This window comes from Crenobacter intestini (genome assembly GCF_004919095.1).
Taxonomy (GTDB): Bacteria; Pseudomonadota; Gammaproteobacteria; order Burkholderiales; family Chromobacteriaceae; genus Craterilacuibacter; species Craterilacuibacter intestini.
On sequence record NZ_STGJ01000001.1, the window covers coordinates 484,752 to 503,525 of the forward strand.

Below are 18,774 nucleotides of genomic sequence, written 5' to 3' on the forward strand. Positions count from 1 at the left end.
TCTGCAGCAAGCGGAGGGCTCGAGAAGCTGCCCGCCCTCAGCTCGCCTCGCCCACCGCGACGCCCTGGCAGGCTTCCGGCGGGATGGACAGCGCGGCGACGCGCGCGCGCTTGGCGGCGAAGGCGTCAGTCTGGCAATGCGCGCGCCAGGCTTCCGGCTCGCCCTGCCCCTGCATGCGCGCGAGCCGCGCGGCCAGTTCCGGCTGCGCCGGCGGCTGCAGGGTCGCCAGCAATTCGTCGGCCAGATCCGGCCGGTTGCACACCAGCACCATGTCGCAGCCGGCGGCAAACGCCGCGTCGGCGCGCGCGCCGATATTGCCGACGCCAGCGGCGCCTTCCATGGTCAGGTCGTCCGAGAAGATCACCCCGTCAAAACCCAACTCGCCGCGCAGGATGTCCTGCAGCCACACGCGCGAGAAGCCGGCCGGCAGGCTGTCCACCGCCGGGTAGACCACGTGCGCGGGCATCACCGCGCTCATGCCGGCCGCGGCGAGCGCGGCGAAGGGCTTGAGGTCGTCGGCCCTGAGTTCGTCGAGGCTGCGCTTATCGACCGGGATCACGTGGTGGCTATCGCCCTCGACAAAACCGTGACCGGGGAAATGCTTGCCGCAGCTGCCCATGCCGCCGGCGGCAAGCCCCTGCTGCAGCGCGAGCGCAAGCTGTTCCACCACCGCCGGGTCGCGGTGGAAGCTGCGGTTGCCGATCACCGCGCACTGGCCCCAATCCAGATCGAGTACCGGCGTGAACGACAGGTCGACCCCGCAGGCGGCAAGCTCCGCGGCGAGCACTTCGCCGACGTCGCGGGCGAGCGCCAGCGCAGCGGCCGGGTCGGCGTCGAACGCGTCGCCCAGCATCTTCATCGGCGGCAAGCGGGTGAAGCCGGGCAAAAAGCGCTGCACGCGCCCGCCTTCGTGGTCGACCGCGATCAGGAGGTGCGGGCTGCGCAGCGCGCGGATTTCGGCGGTCAGCGCCATCAGCTGTTCGACCGACTCGAAGTTGCGGCGGAACAGGATCACGCCGCCGATCAGCGGGTGACACAGGCGCGCGCGCTCGGCGGCTGTCATGGTGCAGCCTGCGATATCGGCCATCACCGGGCCGCGCGGCAGCTTGAGAGAGGTATCCATCTGGGTGTCCTTGGGCGTTGCGTTCACGGCGACTCGGCGACGACGAACGCCAGCGCGTGCGTCGTCTCGTCGCTGACGGAGAGGTGCAGCCGCGCGACGCCGCGCGCGGCGACGAAGGCGGCAAGTTCTGGCGAGAGTTCGAACAGGGGCTTGCCCAGAGCGTCGTGGCCGACGGCGATGGCGGTCAGCAGCACCGGCGCGCGCACGCCGGTGCCCAGCGCCTTTGCCAGCGCCTCCTTGGCGGCGAAGCGCTTGGCAAGAAAACGCGCGGGCTCACGGCTCTGCGCGAACGCCGCGTGCTCGGACGGCGCGAGCAGGCGGCGCGCGCACGCGGCCCCCTTGCGCGCGAGCAGCGTCTCGAAGCGGTCTATGCGCGCCAAGTCGGTGCCGACGCCGGTGATCATTCGCCGCGGCGCCCTTCGAGCATCAGCGCCTTCATTTCCTTGACCGCGGCCGGGAAGCCGACGAACAGCGCGTGCGACACCAGCGCGTGGCCGATATTGAGCTCGGCGATCTCGGCGATCGCCGCCACCGGCTTCACGTTGTGGTAGGACAGGCCGTGGCCGGCGTTGACGACGAAGCCCAGGTGGTCGGCGAACACCGCCGCCTCGCGGATGCGGGCAAGCTCGATGAGTTGCTGTTGGCCGTGCGCGTCGGCGTAGGCACCGGTGTGCAATTCGATCACGCGCGCGCCGGTATCGAAGCCGGCCTCGATCTGCGCGCGGTCGGCGTCGATGAACAGCGACACGCGGATCCCCTCGCCTTGCAGCACGCTGGTGAAGCGCTTGACCTCGTCAAAGTAGCGGATCACGTCCAGCCCGCCCTCGGTGGTCAGCTCCTCGCGCTTTTCCGGCACCAGGCACACGTCCTGCGGCATCACCTTGAGTGCGTTTTCCAGCATCTCTTCGGTCAGCGCCATCTCGAGGTTCATCCGCGTCTTGATCACCTGCCGCATCGCGAACACGTCGGCGTCCTGGATGTGGCGCCTATCTTCCCTCAGGTGCAGGGTGATCAGGTCGGCGCCCGCGCTCTCGGCCACCAGCGCCGCCTCGATGGGGCTCGGGTAGCGGGTGCCGCGCGCCTGGCGCAGGGTGGCGACATGGTCGATATTCACGCCCAACTGGATCATGCTGAGTCTCCGTTCTTAGAGGGGCGGCGCGGGCAAGGGCTCCGGCGCCACCAGGGATGGGTCTGGCAGAAGCGCACGGCTCGCCAGGTGCGCGTCGCCCAGGATGTTCGCGAGCATCAGCCGGGTGACCTGGCGCGCCTCGCGCCGACTGTGCGCGTCGGCCAGCTCGCCGCCGGCAAGCGCGAGCAGGGTCGAGCCGCGCACCACCGCGTGCTCGCCGGGCACGGTGCCGCCCAGCCAGCGCTCGGGCGAGGCGTCGGCGTGCACGCGGTAGAGCGCGGCGGCGTCCAGCGGCTCGCCTGCGGCGTCGCTACAAAGCGCGGGGGCGTAGCCCTGCGCCTGCAAAAGCTTGATTTCATAGCGGCGCAGCGCCGCCGCGTGCGAGGCGCCGGGGGACGCCAGCGCCCGCACCGCCTCGTCGTACGCGGCGAACAGCGCGTCGGAAGGCTCGTCGCGCAGCACCAGCCTCACCGTCAATTCGTTGAGGTAGAAGCCGCACACCAGCGCCTGGCCTTCCAGCATGCGCACGCCGCCAACCCAGTCGGCGCCGTGCACGGTCTTCACCTCGTTCTTGCCGAACCACGACAGGCGCAGCGGCTGGAACGGCATCAACAGGCCGCGCAGCTCGGCGCGCGGGCGGCGCGCACCGCGCGCGACCAGGGCGACGCGGCCGTAGGCGGCGGTCAGCACGTCCAAGAGCAGGCTGGTCTCGCGGTAGGGCTGCGCGTGCAGGATGTACGCGCGCTGCTTGTCGACCTTGCCCGGCTGCATCAGCCGCGCGTCCACGCGTGGTCGCGCGTCACGCACGCCACCCGGGTGAACAGCGCCGTGTACCAGCGCGCGTAGCCTGCGCCCTGCGCGAGCCGGTGGCGGCCTTCAGCCTTCCACGCGGCGATCGCCGCTTCGCTTGCCCAGTACGACACGGTGATGCCGAAGCCGTCCGCGCCGCGCACGCTCTCGACACCGAGAAACCCCGGCTGGCGCGCGGCCAGCTCGACCATCTGGTCGGCGACGCGCGCGTAATCCGCGTCGACGTCGCTGCGTTGACTGGTAAAGATCACCGCCCAGTAGGGCGGCTTAGGCGTTTGCGCGAACATCGCTCAGTCGAGGCCGAATTCCTTGAGGAAGCGCACGTCGTCGGCCCAGCCCGACTTCACCTTCACCCACACCTCGAGGTAGACCTTGGTGTCGAACAGCGCCTCCATGTCGAGGCGTGCCTCGGTCGAGATCTTCTTCAGCTTCTCGCCGCCCTTGCCGATCACGATGGGCTTCTGCCCTTCCTTGTCGACCAGGATCGCCACGTGGATGCGGTACATAGTGCCGTCGAGCTCGAATGCCTCGACTTCGACGTTCATCGAGTACGGCAGCTCCTCGCCCAGGTAGCGGAACAGCTTCTCGCGCACGATCTCGGCGGCGAGGAAGCGCTGGCTCTTGTCGGTGACCATGTCTTCCGGGTAGAGCGGCACCGACTCGGGCAGCAGGGGCTCGACCTTGGCGAGCAGCTCGGTCAGGCGCTGGCCGTGCTTGGCGCTGACCACCTCGGCGTCGGCGAAGTTGAACTCGGCGCGCACGTCGTCGATGAAGTTGGCCAGTTCGACCTTGTCTTTGGCCTTGTCGACCTTGTTCACCACCAGGATCACCGGGATGTTCTTCGGCAGCAGCGCCATCACCTCGCGGTCAGCGGCGGAGAAACGCTTGGCCTCGACCACGAACAGCACGCAGTCGACGTTGGACAGCGTGTCCTTGACGCTCTTGTTCAGCGCCTCGTTCAGCGCGCCCTTGTGGAAGGTCTGGAAGCCCGGCGTGTCGACGAACACGAACTGAGCCGTATCAGCGGTATGGATGCCGGTGACGCGGTGGCGGGTGGTCTGCGCCTTCTTCGAGGTGATGCTGATCTTCTGCCCGATCAGGTGGTTCATCAGCGTCGACTTGCCGACGTTAGGGCGGCCGACGATCGCGACAAAGCCGCAGCGGAAATCGGTTTCGTTCATTTGCTGCCTTTCTTGAACAGCGACGCCAGGCGTTCGAGCGCGGCCTCGGCGGCCTGCTGCTCGGCGCCGCGACGGCTGCTGCCCTCGCCGGTGGTGTCGATGCCCAAGTCGCCCAGTTCACAGGCGACGATAAAGTGTTGTTCGTGCGCTTCGCCACTTTGCGAGACGATGCGGTAGCGCGGCAGGGGGTAGCGCCTCGCCTGCAGCGCTTCTTGCAGACGGGTCTTGGCGTCCTTGGCGTGGCGGGTCGGGTCGATCGCGGCGACGCGCGCATCGTAGAGTCGCCGCACCACCGCCTCTGCGGCCGCGAAGTCGGCGTCGAAGGAGACGGCGGCGAAGGTCGCCTCCAGCGCGTCGGCGAGGATGGACGGCCGGTTGAAGCCGCCGCTTTTCAGTTCGCCCTCGCCCAGGTACAGCTCGTCGCCCAGCTTGAGCACGACGGCGATCTCGCTGAGCGTCTGCTGGTTGACGAGGTTGGCGCGCAAGCGCGAGAGCTCGCCCTCGCTCAGCGCGGGGAAGCGGTCGTACAGCATGCGGGCGACGGTGTAGTTGAGGATGCTGTCGCCGATGAATTCCAGCCGCTCGTTGTTCGGCGTACCGAAGCTGCGGTGGGTCAGTGCCTGGCGCAGCCAGGCAGGTTCGGTAAAGCGGTGGCCGATGGCGTCGCTCAGCCGCCGGAACCGGGTATCACGTTGTTGGGTCACTGTAGGATTTGCTCGCCGGCCTTGTTGCCGGCTTTCACGTTGAAATCGAAGACGAGACTGACGTTGTAGGCCAACGGCACCTCGCGGCGCCACGCCGCCTGGATCACCGGGCTCACGCCGGCCGGCGCGACGATCAACAGGTCGTTCGCGCGTACCGACTTGATGTCGGCAACGCCGGCGCGCTGCGTGAAGTCTTTGCGCACGCCCCACTCGCCTTCGCGCGCGGGTTCCTTGGCCATGTCGTTCAGCGCGTTCTTCACCTCGAAATATTCGGCGTACACCGGTACGACCTTGAAGAAGGTCAAGAGTACGGTGCCCGCAACCAGCAGGAAGGCGAGCAAGGACATCAGGGAAAGGCCGGCTTGGCGGTGGCGCATGGTGTCTCCGGTCAGGGTTGGATAGGCGACCATTCTAAACGTCCTCGGCGCTTTGCGCATGCGGCAACAAAAAGGCAGACCCCGCCTTAGCGGGGTCTGCCGGCCGCCGGGACGGGCGCTTTAGTGGATCTTCTGGCCGATGCGCGAGAAGTCCTTGAAGTTCATCCAGATCAGGAAGGCCTTGCCGACCAAGAGGTCGTCGGCGACGAAGCCCCAGTAGCGGCTGTCCAGGCTGTTGTCGCGGTTGTCACCCAGCATGAAGTAGTGGCCGTCCGGCACCTTGCAGGTGAAGCCGTCTTCCTCGTACTTGCAGTTGTCGCGGTACGGGAAGTCGCGCACCTGCTGCGGGTCGTACACCGGCGTGTCCGGCGTGGTCACCACCTTGTAGCTGCGAGGCGCAGGAGCGCTCGGCAGCTTCTCGACGAACTGGTCGGTACGGATCATCGCGAGGCCCTGTTCAAGGTACTCGTATGTGCCGTCTTCGACGTCCGGCACCGGCTGGCCGTTGATGGTCAGGCGCTTGTTGCGGTACTCGACGGTGTCGCCGGGCAGGCCGATCACCCGCTTGATGTAGTCGACCCGCGGATTGGGCGGGAAGTTGAACACCACCACGTCGCCGCGCGCCACCTCGCCCACCGGCACCATCACCTTGTTGAGCACCGGCACGCGCAGGCCGTAATCGAACTTGTTGACCAGGATGAAGTCGCCGACCACCAGCCCCGGCCGCATCGAGCTGGACGGGATCTGGAACGGCTCGACGACGAAGGCACGCAGCAGGAACACCACCAGGATGATCGGGAAGAAGCCCTTGGCGTTGTCGATCACGTGGCCCGGCTCCTCGCCCGGCGCGCGGCGGCGCGCGAGATAAAAGCGGTCGAGCGCCCAGCCGAAACCGGTGATCAGCACGATCACCAGCATCACCGCGCTGAAGCTCATCCAGTTGGAGAGCACGCCGAAGAAGCCGGCCAACAGCAGGATGTAGCCCCACTGCACCGACGCCGGCCACTCCTTCTCGCCGGGCGCCTTGTGCTTGCCGCCGGAAGCGACCATCAGCACGCCGGCGACCATCGCCACCACGAACATCCAGAAATAGCCGGCCACTTACTTGTCCCCTACCTGCAAGATGGCGAGGAACGCGGTCTGCGGAATTTCCACGTTGCCCACCTGTTTCATGCGCTTCTTGCCCGCCTTCTGCTTTTCCAGCAGTTTGCGCTTACGGGTGATGTCGCCGCCGTAGCACTTGGCCAGCACGTTCTTCCTGAGCGCCTTGATCGTCTCGCGCGCGATGATGTGCGCGCCGATCGCCGCCTGCACCGCGATGTCGAACATCTGGCGCGGGATCAGCTCGCGCATCTTGGCGGCCACCGCGCGGCCGCGGAACTGCGCGCTCTGGCGGTGCACGATCAGGCTCAGCGCGTCGACCTTCTCGCCGTTGACGAGGATATCGAGCTTGACAAGGTCGGACGCCTGGTACTCCTTGAACTCGTAGTCGAGCGAGGCGTAGCCGCGGCTGGTCGACTTGAGCTTGTCAAAGAAGTCCATCACCACTTCGTTCATCGGCAAGTCGTAGGTGAGCATCACCTGGCGGCCGAGGTACTGCATGTTCTGCTGCACGCCGCGCTTCTGGTTGCACAGCGTCATCACCGAGCCGACGAACTCCTGCGGCAGCAGGATGTGCGCGGTGATGATGGGCTCGCGCAGCTCCTCGACCTTGGACGGGTCGGGCAGCTTGGACGGGTTTTCCACGTGGATCACCTCGCCGTCCTTCATCAGGAGCTCGTACACCACGGTCGGCGCGGTGGTGATGAGGTCCATGTCGAACTCGCGCTCGAGGCGTTCCTGCACGATCTCCAGGTGCAGAAGGCCGAGGAAGCCGCAGCGGAAGCCGAAGCCCAGCGCCTGCGACACCTCCGGCTCGAACTTGAGCGAGGCATCGTTCAGCTGCAGCTTCTCCAGCGCGTCGCGCAGGTTGTCGTAGTCGTGGCTCTCCACCGGGTAGAGGCCGGCGAACACCTGCGACTGCACTTCCTTGAAGCCCGGCAGCGCTTCGCTCGCCGGCGTCTTCACCAGCGTGATGGTGTCGCCGACCTTGGCCGACTTGATGTCCTTGATGCCGGCGATGATGAAGCCCACCTCGCCCGCCTTCAGTTCCTGGCGCTGCACCGACTTGGGCGTGAACACGCCGACCTGTTCGACCAGGTGCTCGGCGCCGGTCGCCATGAACTTTATCTTGTCCTTCGGGCGCACCACGCCGTCCTTGACGCGCACCAGCATCACCACGCCGACGTAGTTGTCGAACCACGAGTCGACAATCAGCGCCTTGAGCGGCGCGGCCTCGTCGCCGGTCGGCGGCGGGATCTTGGCGATCACGGTCTCGAGGATGTCCTCGATGCCGATGCCGCTCTTGGCCGACGCGCGCACGGCGTCGGTCGCCTCGATGCCGATGATGTCCTCGATTTCCTGCGCCACGCGCTCGGGCTCGGCCGCCGGCAGGTCGATCTTGTTGAGCACCGGCACCACCTCGACGCCGAGGTCGATCGCGGTGTAGCAGTTGGCGACGGTCTGCGCCTCGACGCCTTGCGAGGCGTCGACCACCAAGAGTGCGCCTTCGCACGCGGACAGCGAACGACTGACCTCGTAGCTGAAGTCGACGTGTCCGGGGGTGTCGATCAGGTTCAGGTTGTAGACCTGGCCGTCACGCGCCTTGTAGTGGAGCGCAGCGGTCTGCGCCTTGATGGTGATGCCGCGCTCTTTCTCGATATCCATCGAGTCGAGCACCTGGGCGCTCATTTCGCGCAGTTCGAGGCCACCGCAGAACTGGATGAAGCGGTCGGCCAGCGTCGACTTGCCGTGGTCGATGTGGGCAATGATCGAAAAATTACGGATATGTTTCATCGGCTCGCAGGCAAAAAGATGAGGGCACCCCAGGCGCCCTCGTCGTTGGATTGTTGGTGGCGGATTCTAGCGGATTTCCCCGGCCTTTGCAGCCAGCACGGCGGCCAGCCTCGCCTCGTCAAGGTACCAGTGGCAGATCGGCTCGCCGTCGATCTCCAGCGCCGGCACCAGCTCGTTGTAGCGCGCCTCGAGCACCGGGTCGTCGTCGACGTCGAGCACCGACAGCTCGAAGCCGTAGCGCGCCTGCCAAGGCAAAAGCGCGTCGCGCATCGCGTGGCACAGCGAACAGTACTCGCGAAAATACAGCGTCAGCTTCATGGCGTCCCCTTCGGCACTTCCAGCGGCACGAACAACAGGTTGCCGCGCCGCCACAGCTGCAGCGCGACCACGTCGCCGGGCTTCACCGCCGCGAGCAGGCGCTGGAACTGCGCGCGGCCGGTGAGCGCCTCGCCCGCCACGCCGACGATCACGTCGCCACGGGTAATCCCTGCGCGCGCAGCCACGGCACCCGTGCCCTGCACCACCAGCGCGTACGGCACGCCGACCTGCTTCAGTTGCGCGGTATTAAGCTCCGCCAGGGTCAGGCCGAGCTTGCCCTGGTCGATACGGCCCGTCTCTTCCGGCGCGCGGTACTCGCGCTCGGCGAGCCTGGGGTCCGCCTCTTTCAGCTCCTCGGCGCGCACGGCGACCGCCAGCGGCGCACGGTTGCGCCACAGTTGCAGCTTGACCGTGCTACCCGGGCGGATCATGCCGATCGCGCGCTGCAGGTCGGCGCCATTCGCGATCGGCTTGCCGTCGATGGCCAGCACGATATCGCCCGCGCGCACGCCGGCACGCGCGGCCGGGCCAGCCGGCTCGACCGAATTGATCAGCGCGCCCTCGGGCCTGTCCAGGCCGAACGACGCGGCCAGGTCCTTGTTCACTTCCTGCACCGACACGCCGATGCGCCCGCGCGCGACCCGGCCGGACTTCTTCAGCTGGTCGGCGACGTCCAGCGCGACGTCGATCGGGATCGCGAACGAAATGCCCATGAAGCCGCCGGAACGGCTGTAGATCTGCGAGTTGACGCCGACCACCTCGCCCTTGAGGTTGAACAGCGGCCCGCCCGAGTTACCCGGGTTGATCGCCGCGTCGGTCTGGATGAACGGCACGTAGCTCTCGTCGGGCAACTGCCGGCCCTTGGCCGAGACGATGCCCGAGGTGACGGTGTTCTCGAAGCCGAACGGCGAGCCGATCGCCAGCACCCACTCGCCGACCTCGACGTCATCCGCCTTGCCGAGCTTCGCCGCGGGCAGGCCCGCCGCGTCGATCTTCAAGAGCGCGACGTCGGTACGCGCGTCCGAGCCGACCACCCTCGCCTTGAATTCGCGCTTGTCGCCGAGCGTGACCTTGATCTCGTCGGCGCGCGCGATCACGTGCGCGTTGGTCAGGATGTAGCCGTCCGGGCTCATGATGAAGCCCGAACCCAGGCTCGCGGCCTGGTACTCGCGCGGCGGCTGCGGCGGCGCGAAGCGGCGGAAGAATTCGAAGAACGGGTCGCCTTCCATGCCCTGCGGCAGGCCAGCCTGTTCGCGCACGGTCTGCGTGGTACTGATGTTGACGACCGAACGGCCTTCGTTCTTGACGAGCCGGGTAAAGTCCGGCAAGGCGGCCGGGGCGGCGGCAACGCCGCCCGCAGGCAGCGCGCAGGCGAAGGCCAGCACGCAGGCCGCGGCTACTTTCCTGATCTGCATCTACGGGGCATCTCCATCGGGGACAAGGCGGGGTCGAAACGGCGGGTGATCGCGGGCACGTAGCGCGCGTCCCCTTTCAGGCGCGCCGCGCGGCGCCGCGCCCAGAAAAGCGCGATTGCGGCGCCCGACACCGCGCCGGCCACGGCCAAGGCTTCGCCGGCGAGATTGCCGAGCAAGGCGCCGCCGACAAGGCCGCTCAAGGGCGCGAGGTACATCAGGAGCGCGCTGCCGAGCACCCCGCCCTCGGGGACGCTGACGAACACCTTGTCGCCCGGCGTGACGCCCAGCGGGTCGAGCACCCTGAAGCGGGTCGCGCCGCCGAACAGGCGGGCGATGCTCATCGAACGGCAGCCGTTCACCGGGTCGCAATGCCCGCACGGCGAATGCGGCTGCGGCTCGACCCAGGCATGGCCGGACTCGACCGACAGCACGCGCGCTTCGGCTTCGGTCATGGTTTCTTGCTGATGCGCAGGCCGCGCGCGATGGCGGCGAGCGAGGACTCGGGCAACTCGCCGACCAGGGTCAGCTGGTAGTCGCCCTCCGGGTCGGACACCACGGACAGCGCGCCGTACCCGTGCCCGCCGGTGGTGCGTGCCTGCGCGCCGGGCTCGGCAAACACCGACAGCATCACCAGGCCGTCGCTGTAGACGAAATGCTGGACCGGCGCCGCACCCTCGTCGCCGGGCAGGCGGCGCTCGCCGGCCTGCACCAGCGAGAAGCCGGCCGGCATGCCGCGCAGCTCGAGCGCAGGCGTCGGCGCGTCGGCGGCAGCGCGCTGCGACGACGACTTGGCCGTCAGCTTGTAGAGGGGCTTGACGTCGACCTTCAGCTTGCCGACGTCGAGGTTCAGGTCGATGAAGCTGAACGACTCGACCGCCTGCCCTTGCGGGGTCAGCGTCATCGTCTTGAGCGGCAGGTGCGACTTGCCGTCGACGCACAGGCGCAGCGCGTAACGCTGGCCGGCCTCGCGCGGCTTGAGCTCCAGCCACTGGCAATCCCGCATGGCGACGCGCGACTGCCCCAGCCGGGTCAGCGTGTAGCTTTGCTGCAGCGCGTCCACGTCCTCGGGCAGCAACGCCGGGAAGAGCTTGACCGAACTTGCCTTGGCCGCCTGCAGCGCGCGTTGGTCGGGCCCTGCGCTGACGACGGTGTCGCCGCTGCGGATCACCTCGCGCGGCAGGCCGTCGAGCGAGACGCGCCGCTCGCGCACCTTGCCGCGCGCCTGCGCGCGCTCGATGCGGAAAGTCTCTGCGGCGCTACCGACCTGGTGCAAATAGCTGCCGGCCAGGGGCTGCGTGCGGGCGACCGACGCGGCCTTGCCGAGCAAGGCCCAGTCGTCGGGCGCTGAAGCATGAATGGAGCCGGCCCCCAGCAGGGAGACGGCGAAAGGCAACAACAAGCCGCGCATCAATGTGCCACCTTGGCACCGGCGGCCATGCTGACCCTGACCAGACCGCCGCCGGCGGCCTCCTGATGCGCGGCAAGGTAAGGCGCCTCGACGCCGGAAGCCGGCGCGAACACGTCCTGCGAAGCCGGCACGGCCTGCGCGACGACCACCTGCGACGCCGGATCCTGCCCGAAGCCGACCCAGCCGACTGCCGCGGCAAACGCGACCGTCGCGGCCATCGCCGCGTAGCGGCGCACCGGGCGCTGGCGCAGCGGAGCGCGCGGCGAAAGCACCGTCGGCTCGTCACGCAACTGGACGGACACTTTCTCGCGCACGTCCAGCGTCAGCTGGCCGTTGCGGCGCATCGCCTCGCCGATCAGGTGATACTCGCTCCAGCACGCCGAGAGCGACTGCTCGGCGAGCAGCGCGTCGCTTACGTCGTCGACTTCGTTCGGCGAGAGCTCGCCGTCCATCAATGCGGATATTTTTTCGTTCATCATTACCACCTTTTGTCTTTCGACGTATCCAGCAGCGGACGCAACTGCGTCGCGATCGCCTCGCGCGCCCTGAAAATGCGCGAGCGCACGGTGCCGATCGGGCACCCCATCACCTGGGCGATCTCGTCGTAGCTCAGGCCGTCCATCTCGCGCAGCGTGATCGCGGTGCGCAAATCTTCCGGCAGCGCCTCGACCGCCTGGTTGACCGTCGCGAGGATCTGCTGGTTCATCAGGTCCGCTTCGGGGGTGTGGTAGTCGGGAATCTGGCTCGACAGATCGAGCGTCTCCCCGTCCTCATCCTCGATTCCGGCGTGGACCATGGGCTTTCGACCGTTGGCGACCAGAAAGTTCTTCGCCGTATTGATCCCGATGCGGTAGAGCCATGTATAGAAAGCGCTTTCGCCCCTAAACGACGGCAGCGCACGGTAGGCCTTGACGAAGGCTTCCTGCGTGACGTCCTCGACGTCGGCACTGTCCTTGATGAAGCGGGACAGCAGCCGGCCGAGCCGTTTCTGGTACTTGGCGACCAACAAATCGAACGCGCGCTTCTCCCCGCGCTGCACGCGCTCGACCAGTTGCTGGTCAAGTTCCCGCTCACTCATGGAGGGCGCGCGCCCCCTGCCGCAAGCGAAGGCCGACGCGGCCGCCAATCAGTCTTTCAGGTGTGACTCGCATATATCCGATTAGTTCTTGCGCAAAAGTGCGCATACCTTAGCAGACCCTGCTGCAAAGCAAAACAGACGCCGCCACGTGCTGCCCGCCCGCAAGGAAGCACTGCCGCGCGGCCCATAATTCCGATTGTCATTTTCACCAAGCACTTGCTAGAATGTCAGACAAACACCCAACCTCATGTAAAGGAAAGCCTCGATGTCGCTCTTACCGGGTCAACGCTTCCGCCTCGCCGTCCAGCAGGAGAAACCCCTGCAGGTCGTCGGCGCCGTCAACGCCTATTTCGCCCGCCTTGCCGAACATAGCGGCTTCAAGGCGCTGTACCTGTCCGGAGGCGGCGTCGCCGCGTGCTCGTGCGGCATCCCCGACCTGGGTATCACCACGCTGGAAGACGTGCTGATCGACGTGCGCCGCATCACCGACGTGACCGACCTGCCGCTCCTGGTCGACATCGATACCGGCTGGGGTGGCGCGTTCAATATCGCGCGTGCCGTGCGCAACCTGGAGAAGGCCGGCGCCGCCGCCGTGCACATCGAGGACCAGGTCCAGCAAAAACGCTGCGGCCACCGCCCGAACAAGGCCATCGTCAGCAAGGAAGAGATGGTCGACCGCGTGAAGGCCGCCGTCGACGCCCGCCGCCAGGACATGGTGATCATGGCGCGTACCGACGCGCTGGCGGTCGAGGGGCTGGAAGCCGCGATCGAGCGCGCGATCGCCTGCGTCGAGGCCGGCGCCGACATGATCTTCCCCGAGGCGATCACCGACCTTGCGATGTACAAGCAGTTTGCCGAGGCCGTGAAGGTGCCGGTGCTCGCCAACATCACCGAATTCGGCTCGACCCCGCTCTACACCACCGAACAGCTGGGCGAGAACGGCGTGGGCCTGGTGCTCTACCCGCTGTCCGCCTTCCGCGCCGCCTCCCAGGCCGCACTCGGCGTCTACGAGACGCTGCGCCGCGACGGCACGCAGGCCGCTTCCGTGCCCGCCATGCAGACGCGGATGGAACTCTACGACCACCTCGGCTACCACGCGTACGAGCAGAAACTCGACGCGCTGTTCGCCGAAGGCAAGAACAAGTAAGGCGGCGCTGCCGCCCGCAAGCAACAACGAGAGCAAGGAGAACACAATGAGCGAAGTGGTCATCACCGGCAAGCCGAAGAAGTCGGTTGCCCTCTCCGGCGTCGCCGCCGGCAATACCGCGCTGTGCACGGTCGGCCGTAGCGGCAACGACCTCAACTACCGCGGCTACGACATCCTCGACATCGCCGAGCGCTGCGAATTCGAAGAAGTCGCCTACCTGCTGGTACACGGCAAGCTGCCGAACAAGGCCGAACTTGCCGGCTACAAGCAGAAGCTCAAGGCGCTGCGCGGCCTGCCCGCTTCGGTGAAGGCCGTGCTCGAGGCGCTGCCGGCGTCCGCCCACCCGATGGACGTGATGCGCACCGGCGTCTCGGCCCTCGGCTGCACCCTGCCGGAGAAGGACGACCACAACATCGCCGGCGCGCGCGACATCGCCGACCGCCTGATGGCGAGCTTCGGCTCGATGCTGCTCTACTGGTACCACTTCAGCCACAACGGCCGTCGCATCGAAGTGGAGACCGACGACGACTCGATCGGCGGCCACTTCCTGCACCTGTTGCACGGCGAGAAGCCGTCCGCACTGTGGGTGCGCGCGATGCACACCTCGCTGATCCTGTACGCCGAGCACGAATTCAACGCATCGACCTTCACCGGCCGCGTGATCGCCGGCACGGGTTCGGACATGTACTCGAGCATCACCGGCGCGATCGGCGCGCTGCGCGGCCCCAAGCACGGCGGCGCCAACGAGGTCGCCTTCGAGATCCAGAAGCGCTACGAGACGCCTGACGAGGCGGAAGCCGACATCAAGGCCCGCGTCGAGAAGAAGGAAGTGGTGATCGGCTTCGGCCACCCGGTGTACACCATCTCCGACCCGCGCAACAAGGTGATCAAGGAAGTCGCGCGCGAGCTGTCCGAGTCCGCCGGCGACACCAAGATGTACGACATCGCCGAGCGCCTGGAGAGCGTGATGTGGGACATCAAGAAGATGTTCCCCAACCTCGACTGGTTCAGCGCCGTCTCCTACCACATGATGGGCGTGCCGACCGCGATGTTCACCCCGCTGTTCGTGATCGCCCGCACCAGCGGCTGGAGCGCGCACGTGATCGAGCAGCGCATCGACGGCAAGATCATCCGCCCGAGCGCGAACTACACCGGCCCCGAAGATCAGCGCTTCGTGCCGATCGAAGCACGCTAAGCATCAGTGCCGCGTGCCGGGGAGCCGGGCCTTGCGCCCCGCTCCCCGCATGCGCTGACCCAACCGGACAACAAAGAATAGAGCCATGAACCGTCAATACCGCAAACCGCTGCCGGGCAGCGCGCTCGACTACTTCGACGCCGCCGCCGCCGTCGACGCCATCGCCCCGGGCGCCTGGGCCCGCCTGCCGTACACCTCGCGCGTGCTCGCCGAGAACCTGGTGCGCCGCTGCGAGCCGGCCGCCCTCACCGACTCGCTCAAGCAGCTGATCGAGCGCCGCCGCGACCTCGACTTCCCGTGGTTCCCGGCCCGCGTGGTCTGCCACGACATCCTCGGCCAGACCGCGCTGGTCGACCTGGCCGGCCTGCGCGACGCGATCGCCGACCAGGGTGGCGACCCCTCGCAGGTCAACCCGGTGGTGCCGACCCAGCTGATCGTCGACCACTCGCTCGCCGTCGAGTGCGGCGGTTTCGACCCGGACGCCTTCGCCAAGAACCGCGCGATCGAAGACCGCCGCAACGAAGACCGCTTCCACTTCATCGACTGGACGCGCACCGCGTTCAAGAACGTCGACGTGATCCCGGCCGGCAACGGCATCATGCACCAGATCAACCTGGAGAAGATGTCGCCGGTGATCCAGGCGCGCGACGGCGTCGCCTTCCCCGACACCTGCGTCGGCACCGACAGCCATACCCCGCACGTGGACGCGCTGGGCGTGATCGCCATCGGCGTCGGCGGCCTGGAAGCCGAGACCGTGATGCTCGGCCACCCCTCGATGATGCGCCTGCCCGACATCGTCGGCGTCAGGCTCACCGGCCGCCGCCCAAGCGGCATCACCGCGACCGACATCGTGCTTGCGCTGACCGAATTCCTGCGCAAGGAGCGCGTGGTCGGCGCCTACGTCGAGTTCTTCGGCGAGGGGGCCGACAGCCTGTCGATCGGCGACCGCGCGACCATCTCCAATATGTGCCCGGAGTACGGCGCGACCGCGGCGATGTTCTACATCGACGCGCAGACCATCGATTACCTGAAGCTGACCGGCCGCGAACCCGAGCAGGTCGCGCTGGTGGAAAACTACGCGAAGACCACCGGCCTGTGGGCCGATGCGCTCGCGACCGCCGACTACGAACGCGTGCTCGAGTTTGACCTGACGAGCGTCGTGCGCAATATGGCCGGCCCGTCCAACCCTCACCGCCGCCTGCCGACTTCCGCCCTCGCCGAGCGCGGCATCGCAAACGAGGCCAAGCTCGCCGCCGCCCGCGCCGAGGAAGCCAACGGGCAGCTGCCGGACGGCGCGGTGATCATCGCCGCCATCACCAGCTGCACCAACACCTCGAACCCGCGCAACGTGGTCGCCGCCGGCCTCTTGGCCAAGAAGGCCAATGAACTGGGCCTCGTGCGCAAGCCGTGGGTGAAGTCCTCGTTCGCGCCGGGCTCCAAGGTCGCCGAGCTTTACCTGAAGGAAGCCGGGCTGCTGGGCGAGCTGGAAAAGATGGGCTTCGGCATCGTCGCTTTCGCGTGCACCACCTGCAACGGCATGTCCGGCGCGCTCGACCCGAAGATCCAGCAGGAGATCATCGAGCGAGACCTGTACGCGACCGCGGTGCTGTCGGGCAACCGCAACTTCGACGGCCGCATCCACCCGTACGCCAAGCAGGCCTTCCTCGCCTCGCCGCCCCTGGTCGTCGCCTACGCGATCGCCGGCACCATGCGCTTCGATATCGAACAGGACGTGCTGGGCGTGGTGGACGGCCGTGAAATCCGCCTGAAGGACATCTGGCCGTCGGACGAGGAGATCGACGCCATCGTGGCCGCCAGCGTCAAGCCCGAGCAGTTCCGCAAGGTCTACATCCCGATGTTCGACCTGGGCGAAGCCGAGCAGGCGGAAAGCCCGCTGTACGCCTGGCGCCCGATGAGCACCTACATCCGCCGCCCGCCGTACTGGGAAGGCGCGCTGGCCGGCGAGCGCACCCTCAAGGGCATGCGTCCCCTGGCGCTGCTGGGTGACAACATCACCACCGACCATTTGTCGCCGTCCAACGCGATCCTCGCCAGTTCCGCCGCCGGCGAATACCTGGCGAAGATGGGCCTGCCCGAAGAGGACTTCAACTCGTACGCGACGCACCGCGGCGACCACCTGACCGCGCAGCGCGCCACCTTCGCCAACCCCAAGCTCGTCAACGAGATGGCAGTCGTGAACGGCGAGGTCAAACAGGGCTCGCTCGCCCGCGTCGAACCCGAAGGCCGGGTGATGCGCATGTGGGAAGCGATCGAGACCTATATGGGCCGCAAGCAGAACCTGATCATCGTCGCCGGCGCCGACTACGGCCAGGGCAGCTCACGAGACTGGGCGGCCAAGGGCGTGCGTCTGGCCGGCGTCGAGGCCATCGTCGCCGAGGGCTTCGAGCGCATCCACCGCACCAACCTGGTCGGCATGGGCGTACTGCCGCTGGAATTCAAGCCGGGCACCGACCGCAAGACGCTCGCGCTTGACGGCACCGAGACCTTTGACGTCAAGGGCGAAATCGTGCCGCGCGGCGAGCTGACGCTGGTGATCCACCGCAAGGACGGCCAGACGGTCGAGACCGCGGTCACCTGTCGCCTGGACACCGCCGCCGAAGTGCGCGTGTACAAGGCCGGCGGCGTGCTGCAGCGCTTCGCGCAGGACTTCCTCGCCTCGAATGCCGAGCGCGAGGCCCAGCCGGCGTAAACCCCGCAGGCAGGCGGCACGCCGCCTGCCCCGCCTCCAACTCTCAGGATCGACGCCATGAGCCATCCTCCCCAGCAACGCGTTCCCGCGACCTATATGCGCGGGGGCACCAGCAAGGGCGTGTTCTTCCGGCTGGAAGACCTGCCCCCCGCCTGCCAGAGCCCCGGCCGCGCGCGCGACGACCTCTTCATGCGCGTGATCGGCAGCCCCGACCCGTACGCCGCGCATATCGACGGCATGGGCGGCGCCACCTCCAGCACGTCCAAGTGCGTGATCCTGTCGCGCGCCAGCGTGCCGGACCACGACGTCGACTACCTGTACGGCCAGGTCTCGATCGACAAGCCCTTCGTCGACTGGTCGGGCAACTGCGGCAACCTCTCGACCGCCGCCGGCGCCTTCGCCATCCACGCCGGGCTGATCGACCCCGCGCGCGTGCCGGACAACGGCGTGTGCACGGTGCGCATCTGGCAGGCCAATATCGGCAAGACCATCATCGCGCAGGTACCGGTGAGCAACGGCCAGGTGCAGGAGACCGGCGACTTCGAGCTCGACGGCGTGACCTTCCCGGCCGCCGAGATCGTGCTCGAATTCATGAACCCGTCCGACGACGGCGACCAGGGCGGCGCGATGTTCCCGACCGGGAACCTCATCGACCAGCTGGAAGTCCCCGGCGTCGGCACCGTCCCGGCGACCATGATCAACGCCGGCATCCCGACCGTGTTCGTCAACGCCTGCGACATCGGCTACCAGGGCACCGAGCTCAGGGAAGACATCAACACCGACGCCGAAGCGCTCAAGCGCTTCGAGGCTATCCGCGTCGCCGGCGCCCTGCGCATGGGGCTGATCAAGCGCGCGGAAGACGCCGCCACCCGCCAGCACACGCCGAAGATCGCCTTCGTCGCGCCGCCGAAGGGCTACACCGCCGCCAGCGGCAAGCAGGTCGCCGCGGCTGAGGTCGACCTGCTGGTGCGTGCGCTGTCGATGGGCAAGCTGCACCACGCGATGATGGGCACCTGCGCGGTCGCCATCGGCACCGCCGCGGCGATCCCCGGCACGCTGGTCAACCTCGCCGCCGGCGGCGGCGAGAAGGCCGCCGTGCGTTTCGGCCACCCGTCGGGCACCCTGCGCGTCGGCGCCGAGGCAAAGCTGGTTGATGGAGAATGGACCGTCACCAAGGCGGTGATGAGCCGCAGCGCACGCATCCTGATGGAGGGCTGGGTGCGCGTGCCAGGCTAACCGCAGCAGTCGCCGCCCACCCCCACCGACGCCTGCCTTGTGCAGGCG

Annotated in this window: 20 protein-coding genes; 4 read left to right on the plus strand and 16 right to left on the minus strand. The window is 67.6% G+C overall.

Annotated features, from left to right (window positions below):
* Positions 1 to 37 precede the first annotated feature (37 nt).
* The 16 genes from nagZ to rpoE all read right to left on the minus strand — a co-directional run bounded on the left by nagZ (position 38) and on the right by rpoE (position 12,438).
* The gene (gene nagZ / locus E5K04_RS02235) at positions 38 to 1,123 is read right to left on the minus strand and encodes a beta-N-acetylhexosaminidase (protein WP_136551268.1); all 1,086 of its coding nucleotides are present in this window, start codon (positions 1,121 to 1,123) and stop codon (positions 38 to 40) included.
* Positions 1,124 to 1,146: 23 nt separating this feature from the next.
* Positions 1,147 to 1,527, minus strand: coding sequence for a holo-ACP synthase (acpS, locus tag E5K04_RS02240; protein ID WP_136551269.1), 381 nt, complete (start codon positions 1,525 to 1,527; stop codon positions 1,147 to 1,149).
* Positions 1,524 to 2,249 carry a pyridoxine 5'-phosphate synthase gene (gene pdxJ, locus E5K04_RS02245; protein WP_136551333.1) on the minus strand — a complete coding sequence of 242 codons (726 nt, stop codon included), beginning with the start codon at positions 2,247 to 2,249 and terminating at the stop codon, positions 1,524 to 1,526. Before pdxJ ends, acpS begins: the two co-directional genes overlap by 4 nt.
* 18 nt (positions 2,250 to 2,267) lie before the next feature.
* Positions 2,268 to 3,038: a DNA repair protein RecO gene (gene recO, locus E5K04_RS02250; RefSeq protein ID WP_235844215.1), complete on the minus strand. Its 771-nt coding sequence runs from the start codon at positions 3,036 to 3,038 to the stop codon at positions 2,268 to 2,270.
* Positions 3,023 to 3,349 carry an antibiotic biosynthesis monooxygenase family protein gene (locus E5K04_RS02255; protein WP_136551270.1) on the minus strand — a complete coding sequence of 109 codons (327 nt, stop codon included), beginning with the start codon at positions 3,347 to 3,349 and terminating at the stop codon, positions 3,023 to 3,025. Before E5K04_RS02255 ends, recO begins: the two co-directional genes overlap by 16 nt.
* Positions 3,350 to 3,352: 3 nt before the next feature.
* Complete coding sequence (era, locus tag E5K04_RS02260; RefSeq protein ID WP_136551271.1) at positions 3,353 to 4,243, minus strand: GTPase Era; 891 nt, start codon at positions 4,241 to 4,243, stop codon at positions 3,353 to 3,355.
* The gene (gene rnc, locus E5K04_RS02265; protein ID WP_136551272.1) at positions 4,240 to 4,947 is read right to left on the minus strand and encodes a ribonuclease III; all 708 of its coding nucleotides are present in this window, start codon (positions 4,945 to 4,947) and stop codon (positions 4,240 to 4,242) included. The genes era and rnc overlap by 4 nt, the downstream gene beginning before the upstream one ends.
* Positions 4,944 to 5,324, minus strand: a complete 381-nt coding sequence (locus E5K04_RS02270) for a DUF4845 domain-containing protein (protein ID WP_168929134.1) — start codon at positions 5,322 to 5,324, stop codon at positions 4,944 to 4,946. Before E5K04_RS02270 ends, rnc begins: the two co-directional genes overlap by 4 nt.
* Before the next feature lie 120 nt (positions 5,325 to 5,444).
* The gene (lepB, locus tag E5K04_RS02275) at positions 5,445 to 6,407 is read right to left on the minus strand and encodes a signal peptidase I (RefSeq protein WP_136551335.1); all 963 of its coding nucleotides are present in this window, start codon (positions 6,405 to 6,407) and stop codon (positions 5,445 to 5,447) included.
* An 18-nt stretch (positions 6,408 to 6,425) separates the two neighbouring features.
* Positions 6,426 to 8,219, minus strand: coding sequence for a translation elongation factor 4 (gene lepA / locus E5K04_RS02280; RefSeq protein WP_136551274.1), 1,794 nt, complete (start codon positions 8,217 to 8,219; stop codon positions 6,426 to 6,428).
* Positions 8,220 to 8,285: 66 nt separating this feature from the next.
* The gene (locus tag E5K04_RS02285; protein ID WP_136551275.1) at positions 8,286 to 8,537 is read right to left on the minus strand and encodes a glutaredoxin family protein; all 252 of its coding nucleotides are present in this window, start codon (positions 8,535 to 8,537) and stop codon (positions 8,286 to 8,288) included.
* On the minus strand, positions 8,534 to 9,952 hold the full coding sequence (locus tag E5K04_RS02290) for a DegQ family serine endoprotease (RefSeq protein WP_136551276.1): 1,419 nt from the start codon (positions 9,950 to 9,952) through the stop codon (positions 8,534 to 8,536). The genes E5K04_RS02285 and E5K04_RS02290 overlap by 4 nt, the downstream gene beginning before the upstream one ends.
* Positions 9,934 to 10,404, minus strand: coding sequence for a SoxR reducing system RseC family protein (locus E5K04_RS02295; RefSeq protein WP_136551277.1), 471 nt, complete (start codon positions 10,402 to 10,404; stop codon positions 9,934 to 9,936). The genes E5K04_RS02290 and E5K04_RS02295 overlap by 19 nt, the downstream gene beginning before the upstream one ends.
* Entirely contained in the window at positions 10,401 to 11,360 is a 960-nt protein-coding gene (locus E5K04_RS02300; RefSeq protein ID WP_136551278.1) for a MucB/RseB C-terminal domain-containing protein, read from the minus strand. The genes E5K04_RS02295 and E5K04_RS02300 overlap by 4 nt, the downstream gene beginning before the upstream one ends.
* Positions 11,360 to 11,836 carry a sigma-E factor negative regulatory protein gene (locus E5K04_RS02305; protein WP_168929135.1) on the minus strand — a complete coding sequence of 159 codons (477 nt, stop codon included), beginning with the start codon at positions 11,834 to 11,836 and terminating at the stop codon, positions 11,360 to 11,362. The genes E5K04_RS02300 and E5K04_RS02305 overlap by 1 nt, the downstream gene beginning before the upstream one ends.
* Positions 11,837 to 11,838: 2 nt before the next feature.
* Complete coding sequence (gene rpoE, locus E5K04_RS02310; RefSeq protein WP_136551280.1) at positions 11,839 to 12,438, minus strand: RNA polymerase sigma factor RpoE; 600 nt, start codon at positions 12,436 to 12,438, stop codon at positions 11,839 to 11,841.
* A gap of 265 nt (positions 12,439 to 12,703) precedes the next feature.
* Between rpoE and prpB the strand changes: the two genes are divergently transcribed.
* From prpB to prpF, 4 genes are all read left to right on the plus strand, one after another.
* The gene (gene prpB / locus E5K04_RS02315; protein ID WP_136551281.1) at positions 12,704 to 13,585 is read left to right on the plus strand and encodes a methylisocitrate lyase; all 882 of its coding nucleotides are present in this window, start codon (positions 12,704 to 12,706) and stop codon (positions 13,583 to 13,585) included.
* A gap of 46 nt (positions 13,586 to 13,631) precedes the next feature.
* Positions 13,632 to 14,780, plus strand: a complete 1,149-nt coding sequence (gene prpC, locus E5K04_RS02320; protein WP_136551282.1) for a bifunctional 2-methylcitrate synthase/citrate synthase — start codon at positions 13,632 to 13,634, stop codon at positions 14,778 to 14,780.
* Positions 14,781 to 14,865: 85 nt separating this feature from the next.
* Positions 14,866 to 17,490, plus strand: coding sequence for a Fe/S-dependent 2-methylisocitrate dehydratase AcnD (gene acnD, locus E5K04_RS02325; protein WP_136551283.1), 2,625 nt, complete (start codon positions 14,866 to 14,868; stop codon positions 17,488 to 17,490).
* Positions 17,491 to 17,547: 57 nt separating this feature from the next.
* Positions 17,548 to 18,726: a 2-methylaconitate cis-trans isomerase PrpF gene (gene prpF / locus E5K04_RS02330; protein WP_136551284.1), complete on the plus strand. Its 1,179-nt coding sequence runs from the start codon at positions 17,548 to 17,550 to the stop codon at positions 18,724 to 18,726.
* Positions 18,727 to 18,774: the final 48 nt, after the last annotated feature.

Bases quoted from the DNA above. Each gene is read 5' to 3' on its own strand.
- prpB (WP_136551281.1), top strand. From the start codon at position 12,704: ATGTCGCTCTTACCGGGTCAACGCTTCCGCCTCGCCGTCCAGCAGGAG.
- E5K04_RS02300 (WP_136551278.1), bottom strand. From the start codon at position 11,360: ATGCGCGGCTTGTTGTTGCCTTTCGCCGTCTCCCTGCTGGGGGCCGGC.
- lepA (WP_136551274.1), bottom strand. From the start codon at position 8,219: ATGAAACATATCCGTAATTTTTCGATCATTGCCCACATCGACCACGGC.
- acpS (WP_136551269.1), bottom strand. From the start codon at position 1,527: ATGATCACCGGCGTCGGCACCGACTTGGCGCGCATAGACCGCTTCGAG.
- rpoE (WP_136551280.1), bottom strand. From the start codon at position 12,438: ATGAGTGAGCGGGAACTTGACCAGCAACTGGTCGAGCGCGTGCAGCGC.
- era (WP_136551271.1), bottom strand. From the start codon at position 4,243: ATGAACGAAACCGATTTCCGCTGCGGCTTTGTCGCGATCGTCGGCCGC.
- E5K04_RS02295 (WP_136551277.1), bottom strand. From the start codon at position 10,404: ATGACCGAAGCCGAAGCGCGCGTGCTGTCGGTCGAGTCCGGCCATGCC.
- E5K04_RS02285 (WP_136551275.1), bottom strand. From the start codon at position 8,537: ATGAAGCTGACGCTGTATTTTCGCGAGTACTGTTCGCTGTGCCACGCG.
- E5K04_RS02290 (WP_136551276.1), bottom strand. From the start codon at position 9,952: ATGCAGATCAGGAAAGTAGCCGCGGCCTGCGTGCTGGCCTTCGCCTGC.
- prpF (WP_136551284.1), top strand. From the start codon at position 17,548: ATGAGCCATCCTCCCCAGCAACGCGTTCCCGCGACCTATATGCGCGGG.
- nagZ (WP_136551268.1), bottom strand. From the start codon at position 1,123: ATGGATACCTCTCTCAAGCTGCCGCGCGGCCCGGTGATGGCCGATATC.
- E5K04_RS02255 (WP_136551270.1), bottom strand. From the start codon at position 3,349: ATGTTCGCGCAAACGCCTAAGCCGCCCTACTGGGCGGTGATCTTTACC.
- E5K04_RS02305 (WP_168929135.1), bottom strand. From the start codon at position 11,836: ATGAACGAAAAAATATCCGCATTGATGGACGGCGAGCTCTCGCCGAAC.
- lepB (WP_136551335.1), bottom strand. From the start codon at position 6,407: ATGTTCGTGGTGGCGATGGTCGCCGGCGTGCTGATGGTCGCTTCCGGC.
- acnD (WP_136551283.1), top strand. From the start codon at position 14,866: ATGAACCGTCAATACCGCAAACCGCTGCCGGGCAGCGCGCTCGACTAC.
- prpC (WP_136551282.1), top strand. From the start codon at position 13,632: ATGAGCGAAGTGGTCATCACCGGCAAGCCGAAGAAGTCGGTTGCCCTC.
- E5K04_RS02270 (WP_168929134.1), bottom strand. From the start codon at position 5,324: ATGCGCCACCGCCAAGCCGGCCTTTCCCTGATGTCCTTGCTCGCCTTC.